This is a genomic window from Mycobacterium sp. 852002-51163_SCH5372311 (assembly GCF_001667115.1).
In the GTDB taxonomy this organism is placed as follows: Bacteria; Actinomycetota; Actinomycetes; order Mycobacteriales; family Mycobacteriaceae; genus Mycobacterium.
On record NZ_LZIJ01000078.1, the window covers coordinates 93,666 to 111,550 of the forward strand.

13 protein-coding genes and 3 rRNA genes are annotated in these 17,885 nt (G+C 62.2%); 7 read left to right on the top strand and 9 right to left on the bottom strand.

Going from position 1 to position 17,885, the window contains the following annotated elements; translation table 11 throughout:
• Position 1: 1 nt before the first annotated feature.
• Complete coding sequence (locus tag A5791_RS09605; protein WP_197504645.1) at positions 2–631, bottom strand: TetR/AcrR family transcriptional regulator; 630 nt, start codon at positions 629–631, stop codon at positions 2–4.
• Positions 632–820: 189 nt separating this feature from the next.
• Here A5791_RS09605 and A5791_RS09610 point away from each other — a divergent pair, with 189 nt between their 5' ends.
• A complete protein-coding gene (locus A5791_RS09610) occupies positions 821–1,375 on the top strand; it encodes a pyridoxamine 5'-phosphate oxidase family protein (RefSeq protein ID WP_067234534.1) in 555 nt (184 codons plus the stop codon).
• Between the two features lie 12 nt (positions 1,376–1,387).
• On the top strand, positions 1,388–2,710 hold the full coding sequence (locus A5791_RS09615; protein WP_067234537.1) for an amidohydrolase family protein: 1,323 nt from the start codon (positions 1,388–1,390) through the stop codon (positions 2,708–2,710).
• A 63-nt stretch (positions 2,711–2,773) separates the two neighbouring features.
• Here the strand turns inward: A5791_RS09615 and A5791_RS09620 are convergent, their stop codons facing one another.
• Together A5791_RS09620 and A5791_RS09625 are read right to left on the bottom strand one after the other, a co-directional pair.
• Positions 2,774–3,688, bottom strand: coding sequence for a co-chaperone YbbN (locus tag A5791_RS09620; RefSeq protein WP_067234767.1), 915 nt, complete (start codon positions 3,686–3,688; stop codon positions 2,774–2,776).
• Between the two features lie 182 nt (positions 3,689–3,870).
• A complete protein-coding gene (locus A5791_RS09625) occupies positions 3,871–5,052 on the bottom strand; it encodes an acetyl-CoA C-acetyltransferase (RefSeq protein ID WP_067234541.1) in 1,182 nt (393 codons plus the stop codon).
• A gap of 89 nt (positions 5,053–5,141) precedes the next feature.
• Between A5791_RS09625 and mce the strand changes: the two genes are divergently transcribed.
• On the top strand, positions 5,142–5,600 hold the full coding sequence (gene mce, locus A5791_RS09630) for a methylmalonyl-CoA epimerase (RefSeq protein ID WP_082966841.1): 459 nt from the start codon (positions 5,142–5,144) through the stop codon (positions 5,598–5,600).
• On the opposite strand, the gene A5791_RS09635 is transcribed toward mce, so the two are convergent.
• Positions 5,597–5,887 carry a hypothetical protein gene (locus tag A5791_RS09635; protein WP_067234548.1) on the bottom strand — a complete coding sequence of 97 codons (291 nt, stop codon included), beginning with the start codon at positions 5,885–5,887 and terminating at the stop codon, positions 5,597–5,599. The genes mce and A5791_RS09635 overlap by 4 nt on opposite strands.
• Positions 5,888–5,910: 23 nt before the next feature.
• Positions 5,911–6,582 carry an endonuclease NucS gene (gene nucS / locus A5791_RS09640; protein ID WP_067234552.1) on the bottom strand — a complete coding sequence of 224 codons (672 nt, stop codon included), beginning with the start codon at positions 6,580–6,582 and terminating at the stop codon, positions 5,911–5,913.
• Positions 6,583–6,627: 45 nt separating this feature from the next.
• Here nucS and A5791_RS09645 point away from each other — a divergent pair, with 45 nt between their 5' ends.
• The 3 genes from A5791_RS09645 to A5791_RS09655 all read left to right on the top strand — a co-directional run bounded on the left by A5791_RS09645 (position 6,628) and on the right by A5791_RS09655 (position 10,480).
• Positions 6,628–8,250, top strand: coding sequence for an adenylate/guanylate cyclase domain-containing protein (locus A5791_RS09645; RefSeq protein WP_067234555.1), 1,623 nt, complete (start codon positions 6,628–6,630; stop codon positions 8,248–8,250).
• Positions 8,251–8,495: 245 nt separating this feature from the next.
• Entirely contained in the window at positions 8,496–9,986 is a 1,491-nt protein-coding gene (locus tag A5791_RS09650) for a DNA-3-methyladenine glycosylase 2 family protein (protein ID WP_067234560.1), read from the top strand.
• Complete coding sequence (locus A5791_RS09655; protein WP_067234563.1) at positions 9,983–10,480, top strand: methylated-DNA--[protein]-cysteine S-methyltransferase; 498 nt, start codon at positions 9,983–9,985, stop codon at positions 10,478–10,480. Before A5791_RS09650 ends, A5791_RS09655 begins: the two co-directional genes overlap by 4 nt.
• Positions 10,481–10,539: 59 nt before the next feature.
• On the opposite strand, the gene rrf is transcribed toward A5791_RS09655, so the two are convergent.
• The 4 genes from rrf to murA form a co-directional block, all read right to left on the bottom strand.
• Positions 10,540–10,653: ribosomal RNA gene (rrf, locus tag A5791_RS09660) — 5S ribosomal RNA — on the bottom strand.
• Positions 10,654–10,751: 98 nt separating this feature from the next.
• A 23S ribosomal RNA gene (locus A5791_RS09665) occupies positions 10,752–13,864 on the bottom strand.
• Positions 13,865–14,138: 274 nt separating this feature from the next.
• Positions 14,139–15,657: ribosomal RNA gene (locus A5791_RS09670) — 16S ribosomal RNA — on the bottom strand.
• The 16S, 23S and 5S rRNA genes sit together here, the layout of an rRNA operon.
• A gap of 303 nt (positions 15,658–15,960) precedes the next feature.
• Positions 15,961–17,214, bottom strand: coding sequence for a UDP-N-acetylglucosamine 1-carboxyvinyltransferase (gene murA, locus A5791_RS09675; RefSeq protein ID WP_067234565.1), 1,254 nt, complete (start codon positions 17,212–17,214; stop codon positions 15,961–15,963).
• A 71-nt stretch (positions 17,215–17,285) separates the two neighbouring features.
• Between murA and A5791_RS09680 the strand changes: the two genes are divergently transcribed.
• Positions 17,286–17,864 carry a cob(I)yrinic acid a,c-diamide adenosyltransferase gene (locus A5791_RS09680; protein WP_067234569.1) on the top strand — a complete coding sequence of 193 codons (579 nt, stop codon included), beginning with the start codon at positions 17,286–17,288 and terminating at the stop codon, positions 17,862–17,864.
• Positions 17,865–17,885 lie beyond the last annotated feature (21 nt).

Consider the following 17,885-nt stretch of genomic DNA (forward strand, 5'->3'; position numbering starts at 1 on the left):
ATCAACAGTTTTGGGGTGATTTTGCGTCTGCTCGCCGCACTTTCGCGAGACCATCGATGATCAACTCGAGACCGAGTGCGAATTCCTCGTCCAGCGGGACGGGCAGATAGTCGGCCACGGCGTGGGTGGCCGGGAAGGTCTGCGGGTCCAGCCCGTGGAAGAGGCGGGAGAGCTCCGCATCGTCGGATCCGTGCTCATTGAGCTGGATAGCGAAGCCCAGCACATAGCGTGCCACCGTCGCATACGCGCGCGCGGCGTGCTGCGGGCTAAATCCGTTGTCGAGCATAATCGCTAACAATCGTTCGCGGTGCGCCATCGCGTTGGCGCCGACCGGCACCTGCTCGATGAGCAGGGGTGCCACGTTGCGGTGGCGCTGTAGTACTTCAAACATTGCTTGAGCGAACGACTCACACGCCTGCTGCCACCTGGTGGCTGCAAACTCTTCGGCGCTGAACTCCACCTCACTGAAAACGCGGTCCACCACATGGGCAATGACCTCGCTCCGGTTGGCGAAGTGGCGATATAGCGTGGCGGTTCCCGACTTCAGCCGCTGCGCAAGCGTCCTCATCGACAACGCGTCCGCGCCTTTCTCATCCACGATCTGTAGCGCCGTGTCAATGATCCGATCCACTGGGATCGGCGGGCGTCCGCGGGAGCGGCGAGCGAGGGCCTCTTCAGCGGCTACCGGTGCTGTGGTCACGCGCCCAGTATGACGAGTCTTGACAGGCGGCACAATAACGGCAACGATGTATCCACAATTATTGGGTGCGGACGCTGACTACCTCCGCTCGGCAGAAATTAGACAGAAGGACGGTTGTTCATGCTCTTACCGCTTGCTACAGAGCCACTTACGGTTCCCACCGACCGCGACATGCTCCCTTCGGAGCGGCGCGAATTCGTGCGGACTCATCGCACGTGTGTCTTCGGCTACCGCCGGAGAAACGACGGGCCGGGCATGTCGGTCGTCTACTACATCCCCACCGACAACGACGAGCTGCTGGTGTCGACGATGGCCGGACGCGGCAAGGCTCGGGTCATCGCTCGGGACGGCAAGGTCAGCCTGTGCGTGCTCGACGAGCGCTGGCCGTTTGCCTACTTGCAGGTCTATGCCGACGCGGTGATCGAAGAGGACCCGGAACTTGTGGTCGACGTCATGATGGCAGTCGCCGGACGGATGTCGGGCCAGGCGCTTCCCGACGAAGCCCGTCCGTATATCGAGGCCATGCGCATCCAAGAGAACCGTGTTGTGGTTCGCTGCCGCCCCTACGCGACATTCGGCCAGCCACCGCGGCATCTGCACCGTAATGATCAGGAAGAGCGGGTTACCCATTGGCTTTCGAGCACGGTGCCGTGGGACGCCCCGGACCCGGACTGACGTGGCTTACGTATGAGCCGCACACTGCTGCGTGACGCGCAGGTGGTCACCATGTCACCGCAGCGGCCTGACGCAGAACGCATCGACATCCTGATCGACGGCGATCGCATTGCTGAAATGAGCGATCGCATTGACCGACCCGGAGCCGAAACCGTCGATCTGGCCGGGCGCATCGTCATCCCCGGTTTGGTCAATGCGCACCTGCACACCTGGCAGAGCGGGTTGCGTTTTGCCGGCGGCGACTGGACGTTGCCCGAATATCTGCATCGCCTGCATGGCTGCCTCGCAAGGCACTACACACCGGGCGATATCTACATCGGCAATCTGGCCGGTGCCCTTAATCAAATCAACTGTGGCACAACTACGTTGGGAGACTGGTGTCATAACAATCCCACGCCCGAGCACACCGATGCCGCCATCGAAGCGCTGCAGAAGTCCGGCATTCGTGCCGTCTTTCTGCACGGCAGCCCGGACAGAGCACCCGATGTCGCCCATCCGCTTGCCGAGGTGGACCGGCTGCTTGACGGGCCGGCCAGAGCGCACGACTTGCTCACCGTCGGCATGGCGATCGGCGGGCCGCAGCACTCGATACCCGAGGTGGTCGTGGCCGATTTTCGTGCTGCCGCCACGCGCGACCTGGTGGTGTCGATGCATCAAAGCGGCGGTGAACCGGCGACCGCGTGGGAAGCCGTGCGCACAGCAGGGTTATTCGGGCCCCGCACCAACATCGTGCATGGCGCTGGTCTGACTGGGCAGTGGGTCGACACCCTGGTCGACGCCGGCGTCAGCTTTACCGCCACACCGGAAAACGAACTCAGCCAGGGCCATGGCGTCCCCATAACCGGACAACTGCTGCAACGCGGAGCGGCTCCGTCGCTGGGCACCGACACAGAAACCGTGGTGTCCGGCGAAATCCTCACCGCCGCAAGGATTGCGCTGGCGCACCAGCGGGCGCTCGACCACGAGGAGCACCGGAAAGCGACCGGCATGATGTGCACAACGCCGTCGGTCACCAGCAAGCAGGCGCTGTCATGGGTGACCGTCGAGGGAGCACGCGCCCTCGGGCTGGCCGGAGTGGTGGGCCGTATAGAGCCGGGCATGCAGGCCGACCTGGTCGTCATCGATACGCGAGCGCTGAACCTCTGGCCGGCGCACGACCCAATCGCCACCGCACTGAATGCCAGTCTGGCGAACATCGAAGCAGTGATGATCGCTGGCCGTTGGCGCAAACGAAACTACTGCCTGATGGACGCAGATCTCGATGAGGTAAGAAGTCGGCAGCTCGAATCAGGCGAACGGCTTATCCGCCAGTTGGACACCGACGTCAGTAGCTAGCGGGGAGCAGACGCAATATGCCCCGAAAACGAACGGTTTCGGGGCATATTGCGTCTGCTCAGCCTAATAGAGCGCGTTGGCGAGATTGCGCCGCCCGACGATCACCTCGGGATCGGCAGCGTCGAACAGCTCGAACAGCTCGATCAGCCGAGTCCGAACACGGGTGCGCTCATCTCCGGATGTGCTGCGCACCAAGGCAATCAAACGATCGAACGCCGCGGCCACGTCTTGATTGAGGATCTGGACGTCGGCCGCCGCGAACGCGGCTTCGATGTCGTCCGGCGCGGCATCGGCGATCGCGACCGCGTCCGGTCGTTGTGCGGTTGCGCGCGTGAGGAATTCGATTTGCCGTATCGCGGCCTTCGCTTCGACACTGGCCGGATTGGCATCCAGGATCGCCTGGTATGACTCCCGCGCGGCTTCGAAGTCACCCGCCTCGAGCTGCTGGCGGGCCTGCGCAACCTGTGGGTCGACTTCCGGCGGCTCCTCGGAACCACTTGGCCCCCTGAGCTTTCCGGCAGTCGCCGAAATCAGCGAATCCAGCCAGCGTCGTAACTGATCAGCAGGTTGCACACCCTGGAAACTGGAGACAGGCTGCCCGGCGGCCAAAGCCACCACGGTGGGCACCGCATCGATCCCGAAAATCCGCGCCACCCTGGGTGCCACATCCACGTTGACCGTCGCCAGGGACCACGTGCCATTGTCGTCAGCGGCTAGCGCGGACAGCGCATCGACCAGCTCCACACATGCGTCGCTGCGTGGTGACCACAGCACCACCACAACCGGTACTTCGTCCGAGCGGACCAGAACTTGCTCTTCGAAATTGGCTTCGGTGACCTCAGTGGTCTGCGGGCCGGCCGGCGCCGACGTTCCCGGGCCTGCGGCGCCGGGTGTTGAAGCCTGGGCGCGCTGCTTGAGGCCGGACAGATCGACCGCACCGGCCATGGCGGGCCCGATCGGAGGTCGGGGACGAGTCACGTCATCAAGTTTGTCACGCCGCTTCGGGCTCTGATCCATCCGGTGGTTTCGAGGATCGCGGGAGGTCAAACCGGGCGCGAGATCGCTGTTTAAACGGGTCGTGATCTGCCGCTATGACAAAAATCACACAAACTTCCCCGCACCCCGTCATGCAGCAAAGTTACTGGTCAGTTGGGGATTGTTCATCCAGCGCGCAGGATCAGTGCGTCGCCCTGGCCCCCGGCCCCGCACAGGGCGGCGACGCCGTAGCCCGATCCGCGCCGTGCCAACTCGAGTGCCACGTGCAGCGTGATTCTGGCGCCGGACATGCCGATTGGGTGACCCACGGCGATCGCGCCGCCATTGACATTGACCAGTTCGGCCTCCACGCCGAGTTCGCGCGTGGAGGCCAGTGCGACGGCCGCGAACGCCTCGTTGATCTCCACGACATCGAGTTGGTCAACCGAGATCCCCTCACGGTCGAGTGCCTTCTTGATCGCGTTCGCCGGCTGAGACTGAAGGGTTGAGTCCGGCCCGGCGACCACGCCATGTGCACCGATCTCGCACAGCCACGTCAGACCCATTTCCTGGGCCTTCTCCTTGTTCATCACCACCACCGCGGCGGCGCCGTCGGAGATCTGGGAGGCCGAGCCGGCAGTGATGGTGCCGTCCCTGCGGAACGCCGGCTTGAGGCCGGCCAACGACTCGGCGGTGGTGTTGGCGCGGATTCCCTCGTCCTCGGTGAACTGCAGCGGATCACCCTTGCGCTGCGGGATGTCGACCGGCACAACCTCGTCGTTGAAGACGCCGTCTTTCCATGCCGCAGCCGCCTTCTGGTGCGACCGGGCGGCGTACTCGTCCTGCTCCTGGCGGGTGAACTTGTCGACGTCGTTGCGCTGCTCGGTCAGCGCGCCCATCGGCTGATCCGTGAACACGTCGTGCAGCCCGTCGTACGCCATGTGATCCAGCACCGTGACGTCGCCGTACTTGTAGCCCGAGCGGCTGTCCATCAGCAGGTGCGGGGCCTTGGTCATGGATTCCTGACCACCCGCGACCACCACATCGAACTCTCCGGCGCGGATGAGCTGGTCAGCCAGGGCGATGGCGTCAATTCCGGACAGGCACATCTTGTTGATGGTCAGGGATGGCACGTCCCAGCCGATGCCGGCGGCGACCGCCGCTTGCCGGGCCGGCATTTGACCGGCCCCGGCGGTCAGCACCTGGCCCATGATCACGTACTCGACCAGTGCGGCCGGCACGTGAGCCTTTTCCAGCGCCCCGGCGATCGCGATGGCGCCCAGATCGCTAGCCGAGAAATCCTTGAGCGAACCCATCAATTTCCCTATCGGGGTGCGGGCTCCAGCAACGATCACCGACGTCGTCATGACTACCTCCTGGCCAGGCTGTGGGCGGTCTCTGATGGCCGATTCGACCTATCGGAGAAGCGCAATCTCAATCGTCAGGTTACCGTTGTGTGATGACGACCGATCAAGTTGACGCCCGTCACGTACTTGCTGCCTCGTTGGTGACAGGACTCGATCACGTCGGCATTGCGGTCGCCGACCTGGACGCTTCCATCGAGTGGTACCACGATCACCTCGGAATGATCCTGGTGCACGAGGAAGTCAACGACGACCAGGGCATTCGCGAGGCCATGCTGTCGGTGCCGGGGACCACGGCGCAAATCCAGTTGATGGCCCCGCTCGACGAGTCGTCGGTGATAGCAAAGTTCTTGGAGAAGCGCGGACCAGGCATTCAGCAGCTGGCCTGTCGGGTCAGCGATCTGGACGCCCTGTGCGCACGGCTGCGCTCGCAGGGGGTGCGGCTGGTCTACGAAACCCCCCGCCGCGGTACCGCGAACTCGCGAATCAACTTCATCCATCCCAAAGACGCCGGCGGCGTTCTCATCGAGTTGGTCGAGCCGGCGGCCTAAGACCACTTTCGGGTCGGCCCGCGATTGGCGCGGTTCTTCCAGCACGGTGTGTGCCAGTGCCGCCGATCGTCGGCTCCGGCCACCACTGAATCGGTCGGCCATACCACCACATGCGCAGTGCCGGAACGAATCTCATGATCACATCCCGGACAGCGGTACGTCTTGGCGGCACGAGCCGCGGAGATCGCTCGTACCTCGTACTCGTAGCCGTCCGTACCGGTTTCCAACCGGCGCAACCCCGCCGATGGCGGTTGCTGCCCGCGTGGCGGTTTGGGTCGACGGGCCATTCGGCCAGCTTAATGGTGCAGACTCAAAACAGCCGGTACTCGTCGCTGTCCATGCCTCGCATCTGATCGTAATCCAATGTCACGCAACGGATTCCACGGTCGACGGCCAGAGTGCGAGCCTGCGGCTTGATCTGCTGGGCGGCGAACACCCCCTGCACCGGCGCGAGGACTGTGTCGCGATTGAGCAGCTCGAGATAGCGAGTGAGTTGCTCGACGCCGTCAATTTCGCCGCGCCGCTTGACCTCCACGGCGACACAACCTCCGCGCTCATCGCGGCACAACAGGTCGACGGGTCCGATCGCGGTCATGTATTCGCGGCGGACCAGCGTGTATCCCTCGCCCAGCAGGTGCACGTGCTCGGCCAGCAGCGCCTGCAGGTGGGCCTCCACACCGTCTTTGACAAGTCCCGGGTCCACGCCCAGATCGTGGCTGGAATCGTGCTCGATCTGCTCGACGGTGATGCGCAGCTGCTCGCCGGCTTTGTTCTGCACCACCCACACCGGCGCCGGGTCGCCCGGCTCTTCGCTCAGCCAGCACGGCGGACTCATCCAGTTCAGCGGCTTGTAAGCACGGTCATCGGCATGCACGCTCACCGACCCGTCGGCCTTGAACAGCAGCAACCTGCGCGCCGATGGCAGGTGCGCGGTAAGCCGGCCGACGTAGTCCACGGTGCACTGGGCGATCACTAGGCGCACCCGACTCACCTTAGAGCGTGGCCGACGAACTAGGCTGGCGCCACCATGGCCGGCAGAAAGACGGTGGCGCAACGCTTGGGCCGAGTGCTCGAGAGGGTGACCCGTCAGAGCGGCCGGCCCGACACCCCCGCCTACGGCTCGTGGCTGCTGGGACGGGTGTCGGAGAGTCAACATCGCCGAAGGGTCCGCATCCAGGTCATTTTGACCACCCTCATTGTCGCGGCCAATCTCATCGGGATCGCCGTCAACGTGCTGTTAGTGACGGTCGCCATTCCCCAACCTAGCGTTTTCCACGACGCTCCCAAGTGGCTCACATTCGGGGTCGCACCCGGCTACATGGCGTTCGCCCTGGCGCTGGGCGCGTATTGGATCACCAGACGAACCGTGCTCGCGCTGCGCTGGTCAATCGAGGAACGCCCACCATCGCACGACGACGAGCGCAACACCTTCCTTGCCCCTTGGCGAGTGGCGCTCGGCGACCTCATCCTGTGGGGCATCGGGGCAGTGCTGCTGACCACGCTCTACGGCTCGATCAACCACCAGTTCATCCCGCGGTTCCTGATCACGGTCGCGTTTGCCGGGCTGCTGGTCTCCACCGGCAGCTATTTGCTCACCGAGTTCGCGCTGCGTCCGGTGGCCGCTCAGGCGCTGCAAGCGGGCCCACCACCGCGTCGGCTCGCGCCGGGCATCATGGGCCGAACGATGATGGTGTGGCTGATGGGCTCGGGTGTGCCCGTCGTCGGCATTGCACTGCTCGCCGTCTTCCAGATCGCGATGCGGAACCTGACCGAAACCGAGTTCGCGGTGGGAGTGCTGATCGTCGCGGCCGCAACATTGGTATTCGGGTTCACCCTGATGTGGATCATGGCTTGGCTGATCGCGACACCGGTGCGGGTGGTACGCGCGGCGCTCAAGCGGGTAGAGCAGGGGGACCTGCGCGGTGACCTGGTGGTGTTCGACGGGACCGAACTCGGAGAGTTGCAACGCGGTTTCAACACCATGGTCGACGGCCTGCGCGAACGCGAACGGGTGCGCGATCTGTTCGGCCGGCACGTCGGGCGCGAGGTAGCCGCTGCCGCCGAACGGGAGCGACCGAAGCTGGGCGGCGAAGAACGCCACGTCGCCGTGGTGTTCATCGACATCATCAGCTCCACGAAGTTGGTCACCAGCCAACCGCCGGCCGACATCGTCAAACTACTTAATCGGTTCTTCACGATCATTGTCGAAGAGGTGGACCGCCACTGCGGCCTGGTCAACAAGTTCGAGGGCGACGCCTCATTGGCGATCTTCGGTGCGCCGAATCACCTCGATTGCCCAGAAGACGCGGCGTTGGCCGCCGCACGGGTCATTGCCAAACGATTGTGCGACGAGATGCCGGAGTGCCAGGCCGGCATCGGTGTGGCCGCCGGACCGGTCGTCGCCGGGAACGTCGGCGCGCGAGAACGGTTCGAATACACCGTGATCGGCGAGCCGGTCAACGAGGCCGCCCGGCTGTGCGAACTGGCGAAATCACGCCCCGGCAAGTTGCTGGCTTCGGCGCAGACGCTGGAGGGCGCGAGCGAAAGTGAGCGCGAGCATTGGTCTTTGGGACGGCACGTGAAATTGCGCGGCCACGACCAACGTATCCAGTTGGCGTCGCCGGTCGAGCCGGCCAAAGCACGCAAGTGAGGCCGCATTTCGTCGTGGCGCGAACCGCGGTATCAGGTCGGGCATAGGATCCGCGATGTCGCTGTGCCCGCCGCCAACCGGGTGCAGTGTCCGGCGCGGTGTTGCTGGCGGCGTGCACCGAGAACCGCCCCTTTTGATTGAGCCGGTCGCCCTGCGACCACTGCGGCAGCGGGGCTCGCCACCGGCCTGACATTGATGTCGTTTTTCCGCCAGTGTTGTCGGTGGGTAGGTGTAACTGTGGAACCGTGCACGAAGATTTCGAACGCTGCTATCGGGCCGTCCAGTCCAAGGACGCCCGGTTCGACGGCTGGTTCGTCATCGCCGTGCTGACGACCCGGATCTACTGCCGCCCCAGTTGCCCGGTGCGGCCTCCGTTCGCCCGCAACGTCCGCTTCCTACCCACCGCGGCGGCCGCTCAACGGGAGGGCTTCCGGGCCTGCAAGAGGTGCCGTCCCGACGCCTCGCCGGGGTCGCCGGAGTGGAACGTACGCGGCGACGTAGTCGCACGGGCGATGCGGCTCATCGCCGACGGCACCGTGGACCGCGAGGGCGTCGGCGGCCTGGCCGCCCACGTCGGCTACACGACGCGTCAGCTGGAACGACTGTTGCAGGCCGAGGTCGGTGCCGGACCGCTCGCGCTGGCCCGTGCACAACGGACGCAGACCGCCCGGGTGCTCATCGAGACGACCGACTTGCCGTTCGGCGACGTCGCTTTCGCCGCCGGGTTCTCCAGCATCCGTCAGTTCAACGACACCGTACGTCTGGTCTTTGAAACCACGCCGACTGCGTTACGTGAGCGCGCGGCAATTCATTTCGGCTCTGGCACGACGTCGCGGGGAACTCTGTCGCTTCGGCTGCCGGTGCGCACCCCGTTCGCCTTTGAGGGCGTGTTCGGACACCTGGCCGCTTGCGCCGTGCCTGGTTGCGAAGAGGTGCGTGACGGCGCGTACCGGCGCAGCCTGCGGCTTCCATCCGGGAGCGCTGTCGTCACCCTCACTCCGGCCGTCGATCATGTCGGCTGCCAACTCGTGCTCGACGACTTCCGCGATCTCACCACCGCGATCGCGCGCTGCCGTCGGCTGCTGGACCTCGATGCCGACCCCGAAGCCGTCGTCGAAGCGCTGTCCGCTGATGCGGACCTGGCCCCGGTGGTGGCAAAAGCGCCTGGACAACGCATCCCCCGCACCGTCGACGAGGCAGAACTTGCCGTGCGCGCAGTGTTGGGGCAGCAGGTGTCGACCAAGGCTGCCCGAACCCACACGCGCAGGCTCGTCGCTGCCTACGGCCAGCCGATCCACGATCCGGCCGGTGCGTTGACCCACACGTTCCCGTCGGTTGAGCAGCTGGCTGACATCGATCCGGTCCACCTGGCCGTCCCCAAAAGCCGGCAACGAACAATCAACGCCCTCGTGGCCAGCCTGGCCGACGGCAGCATCACCCTGGACGCGGGGTGCGACTGGGAACGCGCTCGCAGGCAATTGCTGGATCTGCCGGGGGTGGGGCCGTGGACGGCAGAGGTGATCGCCATGCGGGGCCTGGGCGACCCGGACGCTTTTCCCGCCAGCGATCTCGGCCTTAAGCTGGCCGCCAAGCATCTGGGTCTGCCCGCCCGGCAACGAACCCTCGTCGAACACAGCGTCCGCTGGCGGCCCTGGCGCTCCTACGCCGTCCAGCACTTGTGGGCCACGCTCGAGCATCCGGTAAACCAATGGCCACCACCACAGGAGGTTGCATGATCCACTACCGCACCATCGAGAGCCCGATCGGACCGTTGACTCTGGCCGGACGTGGATCGGTATTGACCAACCTCAGAATGGTCGACCAGACCTACGAACCGAACCGCGCCGGCTGGACCCAGGACCACGAGGCGTTCAACGACGCCGTCAAACAACTGGAAGCTTATTTCGCCGGTGAGATAACGGAGTTCGACGTCGAATTGGATATGCACGGCACGGCATTTCAACGGCGGGTTTGGCAGGCGCTGCTGACAATCCCATACGGCCAGACCCGCTCCTACGGAGAGATCGCCGCACAAGTCGGCGCACCTGGTGCGGCACGGGCGGTGGGATTGGCGAACGGCCACAATCCGATCGCCATCATCGTCCCGTGCCATCGGGTAATCGGCGCCAGCGGAAGTCTTACCGGCTACGGTGGCGGGCTCGACCGGAAAAAGAGGTTACTCGACCTGGAGAAAAGCCGGGCGCCGGCAGAATTGACGTTATTCGACTAGGCGCACGGCGATAACCGGCAAGCAAAAACACCCCCTTTGCAGGGGGTGTTTTTGTATATGTTCGGCGGTGTCCTACTTTTCCACCCGGATTGGGCAGTATCATCGGCGCTGACAGGCTTAGCTTCCGGGTTCGGGATGGGACCGGGCGTTTCCCTGTCGCTGTGGCCGCCGTAACTCTATTAATTTACCGCTATTTTGTTTGGTTGTTCTGGTGGGGGGTGCGGTGCCGCACGACAAACGTCGTGAGTACCGAATAGTGGTTGCGATTTGTGTTGGTAAGTTTTCGGCCGGTTAGTGCCAGTTCCCTTCACTCATTGCTGAGCGTCCAGGTCTGGCCTATCGATCCCGTGTTCTGCGGGGGGCCTTATCCCACCAAGTGGGTGAGAAGCCTGATCTTGGAGAAGGTTTCCCGCTTAGATGCTTTCAGCGGTTATCCTGTCCGAACGTAGCTATCCAGCGGTGCCCCTGGTGGGACAACTGGTGCACTAGAGGTTCGTCCGTCCCGGTCCTCTCGTACTAGGGACAGGTTTCCTCAAGCTTCTGACGCGCGCGGCGGATAGAGACCGAACTGTCTCACGACGTTCTAAACCCAGCTCGCGTGCCGCTTTAATGGGCGAACAGCCCAACCCTTGGGACCTGCTCCAGCCCCAGGATGCGACGAGCCGACATCGAGGTGCCAAACCATCCCGTCGATATGGACTCTTGGGGAAGATCAGCCTGTTATCCCCGGGGTACCTTTTATCCGTTGAGCGACACCCCTTCCACTCGGGGGTGCCGGATCACTAATCCCGACTTTCGTCCCTGCTTGACGTGTAGGTCTCGCAGTCAAGCTCCCTTGTGCATTTACACTCGCCACCTGATTGCCGTCCAGGTTGAGGGAACCTTTGGGCGCCTCCGTTACATTTTAGGAGGCAACCGCCCCAGTTAAACTACCCGCCAGGCACTGTCCGTGAACCGGATATACGGTTCGACGTTAGGTATCCAATACGATCAGAGTGGTATTTCAACAACGACTCCACCTCAACTGGCGTCGAGGCTTCACAGTCTCCCACCTATCCTACACAAACCGTACCGAACACCAATACCAAGTTGTAGTGAAGGTCCCGGGGTCTTTTCGTCCTGCCGCGCGTAACGAGCATCTTTACTCGTAGTGCAATTTCGCCGAGTCTATGGTTGAGACAGTTGAGAAGTCGTTACGCCATTCGTGCAGGTCGGAACTTACCCGACAAGGAATTTCGCTACCTTAGGATGGTTATAGTTACCACCGCCGTTTACTGGGGCTTAAATTCTCCGCTTCACCCTTACGAGTTAACGGGTCCTCTTAACCTTCCAGCACCGGGCAGGCGTCAGTCCGTATACATCGTCTTGCGACTTCGCACGGACCTGTGTTTTTAGTAAACAGTCGCTTCTCACTGGTTTCTGCGACCGAATCCCGCTTCCACCGCAAGGGTGTTCACGGTATTCCGGTCCCCCTTCTCCCGAAGTTACGGGGGCATTTTGCCGAGTTCCTTAACCATAGTTATCTCGTACGCCTTGGTATGCTCTACCTGACCACCTGTGTCGGTTTGGGGTACGGGCCGTGTATGTGCTCGCTAGAGGCTTTTCTTGGCAGCAGAGGATCACCGAATTCGCCTCAACCGGCTATGCATCACCTCTCAGGATTAATGAGCGACGGATTTGCCTATCGCTCTCCCTACAGGCTTACCCCAGTATTACCACTAACTGGTACGGCTACCTTCCTGCGTCACCCCGTCGCTTGACTACTACCAGCGAAGTTCCCACGCAGCCCCGAATCTCCACGCCCCCGAAGGGGAATGATCGATTCGGTTTTGGGTGGTTAGTACCGCTGATTCATCACGGGCGCTCATACACGGGTACGGGAATATCAACCCGTTGTCCATCGACTACGCCTGTCGGCCTCGCCTTAGGTCCCGACTCACCCTGGGCGGACTGGCCTGGCCCAGGAACCCTTGGTCTTACGGCGGGCAAGGTTCTCACTTGCCTTATCGCTACTCATGCCTGCATTCTCACTCCCTCATCCTCCACCACCGGTCACCCGGTGGCTTCCCTGAATGAGGGACGCTCCCCTACCCACATTCACAAATGTGAATGTGCCGCGGCTTCGGCGGTGTGCTTGAGCCCCGCTACATTATCGGCGCACAATCACTTGACCAGTGAGCTATTACGCACTCTTTCAAGGGTGGCTGCTTCTAAGCCAACCTCCTGGTTGTCTTTGCGACTGCACATCCTTTTCCACTTAGCACACGCTTAGGGGCCTTAGCCGGCGATCTGGGCTGTTTCCCTTTCGACGCACGGAGCTTATCCCCCGCCGTCTCACTGCCACGCTGTACACCACGGCATTCGGAGTTTGGCTGACGTCAGTAACCTAGTAGGGCCCATCGGCCATCCAGTAGCTCTACCTCCGTGGTGAATCACGCAACGCTGCACCTAAATGCATTTCGGGGAGAACCAGCTATCACGGAGTTTGATTGGCCTTTCACCCCTACCCACAACTCATCCCCTCAGTCTTCAACCTAAGTGGGTTCGGGCCTCCACGCGGTCTTACCCGCGCTTCACCCTGGCCATGGGTAGATCACTCCGCTTCGGGTCCAGAACACGCCACTACACCCCAAAAGGGGATACGCCCTATTCAGACTCGCTTTCGCTGCGGCTACCCCACACGGGTTAACCTCGCGACATGTCCCTGACTCGCAGGCTCATTCTTCAAAAGGCACGCCATCACCCCAGGAAGAGGCTCTGACGGATTGTAGGCACACGGTTTCAGGTACTCTTTCACTCCCCTCCCGGGGTACTTTTCACCATTCCCTCACGGTACTAATCCGCTATCGGTCATCGAGTAGTATTTAGGCTTACCGGGTGGTCCCGGCAGATTCACAGCAGATTCCACGGGCCCGCTGCTACTCGGGAGTTGATACAAGGTAGGTGCCGGGTTTTCGCGTACCGGGCTCTCACCGTCTACGGCAGACCATCCCAGGCCATTTCCGCTAACCACGACACTTTCTGACTACCCCTCAGCCAGGTAGAGCTGAGACATATCAATCCCACAACCCCGCACACACAACCCCTACCCGGTTACCCATGCGTGCGGTTTAGCCATGTTCCGCGTTCGCTCGCCACTACTAGCGGAATCACAATTGTTTTCTTCTCCTACGGGTACTGAGATGTTTCACTTCCCCGCGTTCCCTCTCGCACCCTATATATTCAGATGCGAGTAACACGACATAACTCGTGCTGGGTTTCCCCATTCGGAAATCCTCGGATCAAAGCTCGGTTGACAGCTCCCCGAGGCATATCGCAGCCTCCCACGTCCTTCGTCGGCTCTCGATGCCAAGGCATCCACCATGCGCCCTTAGTCACTTACAAACACAAAAACCAAAGAAGAAATTACATTCATGAACACGCCACCACTAGGGCAGCGCATTCATTAGATGCTCGCAACCACTATCCAGTTCTCAAACACCACACCCCACCACCAAGATGGCGGGACAACACCGTTCAACAGCCTGGGTGTTGCCTCAGGACCCAATAGTGTGTCTGGCTTGCTTGTTGTTGCGCACCCGGCCCTCGTCCACTACAGACGAGAACCCCTCACGGCTCACACTCCACCAATTGGAGTGCTTTTCGTGGTGCTCCTTAGAAAGGAGGTGATCCAGCCGCACCTTCCGGTACGGCTACCTTGTTACGACTTCGTCCCAATCGCCGATCCCACCTTCGACAGCTCCCTCCCGAGGGTTAGGCCACTGGCTTCGGGTGTTACCGACTTTCATGACGTGACGGGCGGTGTGTACAAGGCCCGGGAACGTATTCACCGCAGCGTTGCTGATCTGCGATTACTAGCGACTCCGACTTCACGGGGTCGAGTTGCAGACCCCGATCCGAACTGAGACCGGCTTTAAAAGGATTCGCTTAACCTTGCGGTATCGCAGCCCTTTGTACCGGCCATTGTAGCATGTGTGAAGCCCTGGACATAAGGGGCATGATGACTTGACGTCATCCCCACCTTCCTCCGAGTTGACCCCGGCAGTCTCTCACGAGTCCCCGGCATTACCCGCTGGCAACATGAGACAAGGGTTGCGCTCGTTGCGGGACTTAACCCAACATCTCACGACACGAGCTGACGACAGCCATGCACCACCTGCACACAGGCCACAAGGGAACGCCTATCTCTAGGCGCGTCCTGTGCATGTCAAACCCAGGTAAGGTTCTTCGCGTTGCATCGAATTAATCCACATGCTCCGCCGCTTGTGCGGGCCCCCGTCAATTCCTTTGAGTTTTAGCCTTGCGGCCGTACTCCCCAGGCGGGGTACTTAATGCGTTAGCTACGGCACGGATCCCAAGGAAGGAAACCCACACCTAGTACCCACCGTTTACGGCGTGGACTACCAGGGTATCTAATCCTGTTCGCTCCCCACGCTTTCGCTCCTCAGCGTCAGTTACTGCCCAGAGACCCGCCTTCGCCACCGGTGTTCCTCCTGATATCTGCGCATTCCACCGCTACACCAGGAATTCCAGTCTCCCCTGCAGTACTCCAGTCTGCCCGTATCGCCCGCACGCTCACAGTTAAGCCGTGAGATTTCACGAACAACGCGACAAACCACCTACGAGCTCTTTACGCCCAGTAATTCCGGACAACGCTCGCACCCTACGTATTACCGCGGCTGCTGGCACGTAGTTGGCCGGTGCTTCTTCTGCAGGTACCGTCACTTGCGCTTCGTCCCTGCTGAAAGAGGTTTACAACCCGAAGGCCGTCATCCCCCACGCGGCGTCGCTGCATCAGGCTTGCGCCCATTGTGCAATATTCCCCACTGCTGCCTCCCGTAGGAGTCTGGGCCGTATCTCAGTCCCAGTGTGGCCGGACACCCTCTCAGGCCGGCTACCCGTCGTCGCCTTGGTAGGCCATCACCCCACCAACAAGCTGATAGGCCGCGGGCCCATCCCACACCGCAAAAGCTTTCCACCACAGGACATGCGTCCCGAGGTCATATTCGGTATTAGACCCAGTTTCCCAGGCTTATCCCGATGTGCAGGGCAGATTACCCACGTGTTACTCACCCGTTCGCCACTCGAGTATCTCCGAAGAGACCTTTCCGTTCGACTTGCATGTGTTAAGCACGCCGCCAGCGTTCGTCCTGAGCCAGGATCAAACTCTCCAAACAAAAACTCCTCGACATGCGAGGTGAATTTACAATCAGAGAAAATCTGACCTAACAAAAAGACACCATATTAACTGGCATCAAAAAACGACCATACCCACACACGGGGGGTGCACGATATGGTCAAAAAACAACAACAAACAAAAACACCAAACACACTATTGAGTTCTCAAACAACACGCTCATGCTTGTTTTCGCCCGCTTCGGGGCAACCCTGCCAGCTTAATACAGGTCCGGCAGAGTGGTCAACCCTCAGTTTCAGTCATCTTGTGCTGGTGACCGCGCTGTCGGGCACTAACCTGCCCGCTACTCTACCCTCTCGATCTCCGCACCCAAACTCGCCAGGTTCTCCACGAACAACGGGTAGCCGCGATCGATGTGGAAAACGTCGTGGACCTCGGTGTCTCCGTCGGCGACCAGGCCTGCCAACACCAATCCGGCGCCGGCCCTGATGTCCGAGCACCAAACCGGCGCGCTCGAGAGTTGCGGAAGACCCCGAACGACGGCGTGGTGGCCGTCAGTGCGGGCATCGGCGCCGAGCCGAATCATCTCCTCGACGAACCGGAACCGTGCCTCGAACACGTTCTCCGTGATCATCGACGTGCCGTCGGCTATCGACGCCAGCGCGATCGCCATCGGCTGCAGGTCGGTCGGAAAGCCAGGGAACGGCAACGTCGCGACGTTGACGGCCTTGGGGCGTTCGTACTGGGCCACCCGGAAACTGTCATCGGTCTGAGTGACCGTCGCCCCCGCGTCGTGCAGCTTGTGCAACACCACCTGCAGGTGGGCCGGATCGACGCCGCTCACGGTGATGTCCCCGCGGGTCATGGCCGCCGCGATGCCCCAGGTGGCGGCAACGATTCGGTCACCGATCACGCGGTGCTCGGTCGGATACAGCCGCGGGACACCGGTGATCGTCATGATTGGCGAACCCGCGCCTTCCACCTGTGCGCCCATCTGGTTGAGCATCGTGCACAGATCGACCACGTCGGGCTCTCGCGCGGCGTTGTGGATCGTGGTGACACCCTCGGCCAGGACGGCGGCCATCAGGATGTTCTCGGTAGCTCCCACCGAGGGAAACTCCAGCTGAATTTCCGCGCCGCGCAAGGTTTCTGCCTGCGCAACCACGCAGCCGTGCTCGATGTTGCAGCGCGCGCCCAGCTGCCGCAGACCGGCCTGGTGCATATCCAGCGGGCGCGATCCAATCGCATCACCGCCCGGGAGCGCAACCCTGGCCCGCTTGCACCGGCCGACCAACGGGCCGAGTACACAGACCGAGGCCCGGAACTGCCGGACCGCGGCAAAGTCGGCGTCGTACTTGGGTTCGTCGGGCGAGGTGATCCGGGCGACGTCACCGTCGAGCTCGACCGTGGCACCCAGACCCCGCAGCACCTCCGCCATCAGCGGGACGTCGAGAATGTCGGGACAGTTGGTGATGGTGCTGGTGCCTTCGGCCAGCAACGTCGCGGCCATGAGCTTGAGCACGCTGTTCTTGGCGCCCCCGACGGTGACTCGGCCGGACAACCGGTTGCCGCCGGTCACCACGAAACGCTCAGCCACCCGGGTCAGTCTAGTAAAGCGGTATCGGGTTGTCAGTCAGCTAAGACGGTCGGCCCGGTACCGTTTTGCTCATGGCAGTACATCTGACCCGCATCTATACGCGCACGGGCGACGACGGCACGACGGGGCTGAGTGATTTTTCGCGAGTCTCGAAGAACGACGCGCGTCTGGTGGCGTATGCGGATTGCGATGAGGCCAACTCCGCGATCGGCGCCGCCATCGCGCTGGGAGAGCCCGAACCGGAAATCGCGGACCTGCTGCGTCAGATTCAAAACGACTTGTTCGATGCGGGAGCGGATCTGTCCACCCCGGTGGTGGATAACCCGGAGCATCCGCCGCTACGCGTCAGCCAACCGTATATCGACCGGCTCGAAAGTTGGTGCGACGGCTACAACGAAGCCCTACCCGCGTTGAATTCGTTTGTGCTGCCGGGTGGTTCGCCGTTGTCTGCGCTATTGCACATGGCGCGCACTGTGGTACGCCGAGCCGAGCGGTCGGCATGGGCCGCGGTCGACGCGTACCCCGATGGCGTCAGCGAGCTGCCGGCGAAATACCTGAACCGGTTGTCGGATCTGCTCTTCATCCTGTCGCGGGTCGCCAACGCGGGCGACGACGTGCTGTGGCGACCGGGCGGCGGCGCCGCAAGTTAGCGCGTCCGCTCGCAAGGGGAT

Excerpts from the sequence above, each read along its gene's own strand:
- A5791_RS09615 (WP_067234537.1), top strand. The coding sequence starts at position 1,388 with ATGAGCCGCACACTGCTGCGTGACGCGCAGGTGGTCACCATGTCACCG.
- A5791_RS09610 (WP_067234534.1), top strand. The coding sequence starts at position 821 with ATGCTCTTACCGCTTGCTACAGAGCCACTTACGGTTCCCACCGACCGC.
- A5791_RS09680 (WP_067234569.1), top strand. The coding sequence starts at position 17,286 with ATGGCAGTACATCTGACCCGCATCTATACGCGCACGGGCGACGACGGC.
- A5791_RS09625 (WP_067234541.1), bottom strand. The coding sequence starts at position 5,052 with ATGACGACGTCGGTGATCGTTGCTGGAGCCCGCACCCCGATAGGGAAA.
- A5791_RS09635 (WP_067234548.1), bottom strand. The coding sequence starts at position 5,887 with ATGGCCCGTCGACCCAAACCGCCACGCGGGCAGCAACCGCCATCGGCG.
- A5791_RS09655 (WP_067234563.1), top strand. The coding sequence starts at position 9,983 with ATGATCCACTACCGCACCATCGAGAGCCCGATCGGACCGTTGACTCTG.
- A5791_RS09645 (WP_067234555.1), top strand. The coding sequence starts at position 6,628 with ATGGCCGGCAGAAAGACGGTGGCGCAACGCTTGGGCCGAGTGCTCGAG.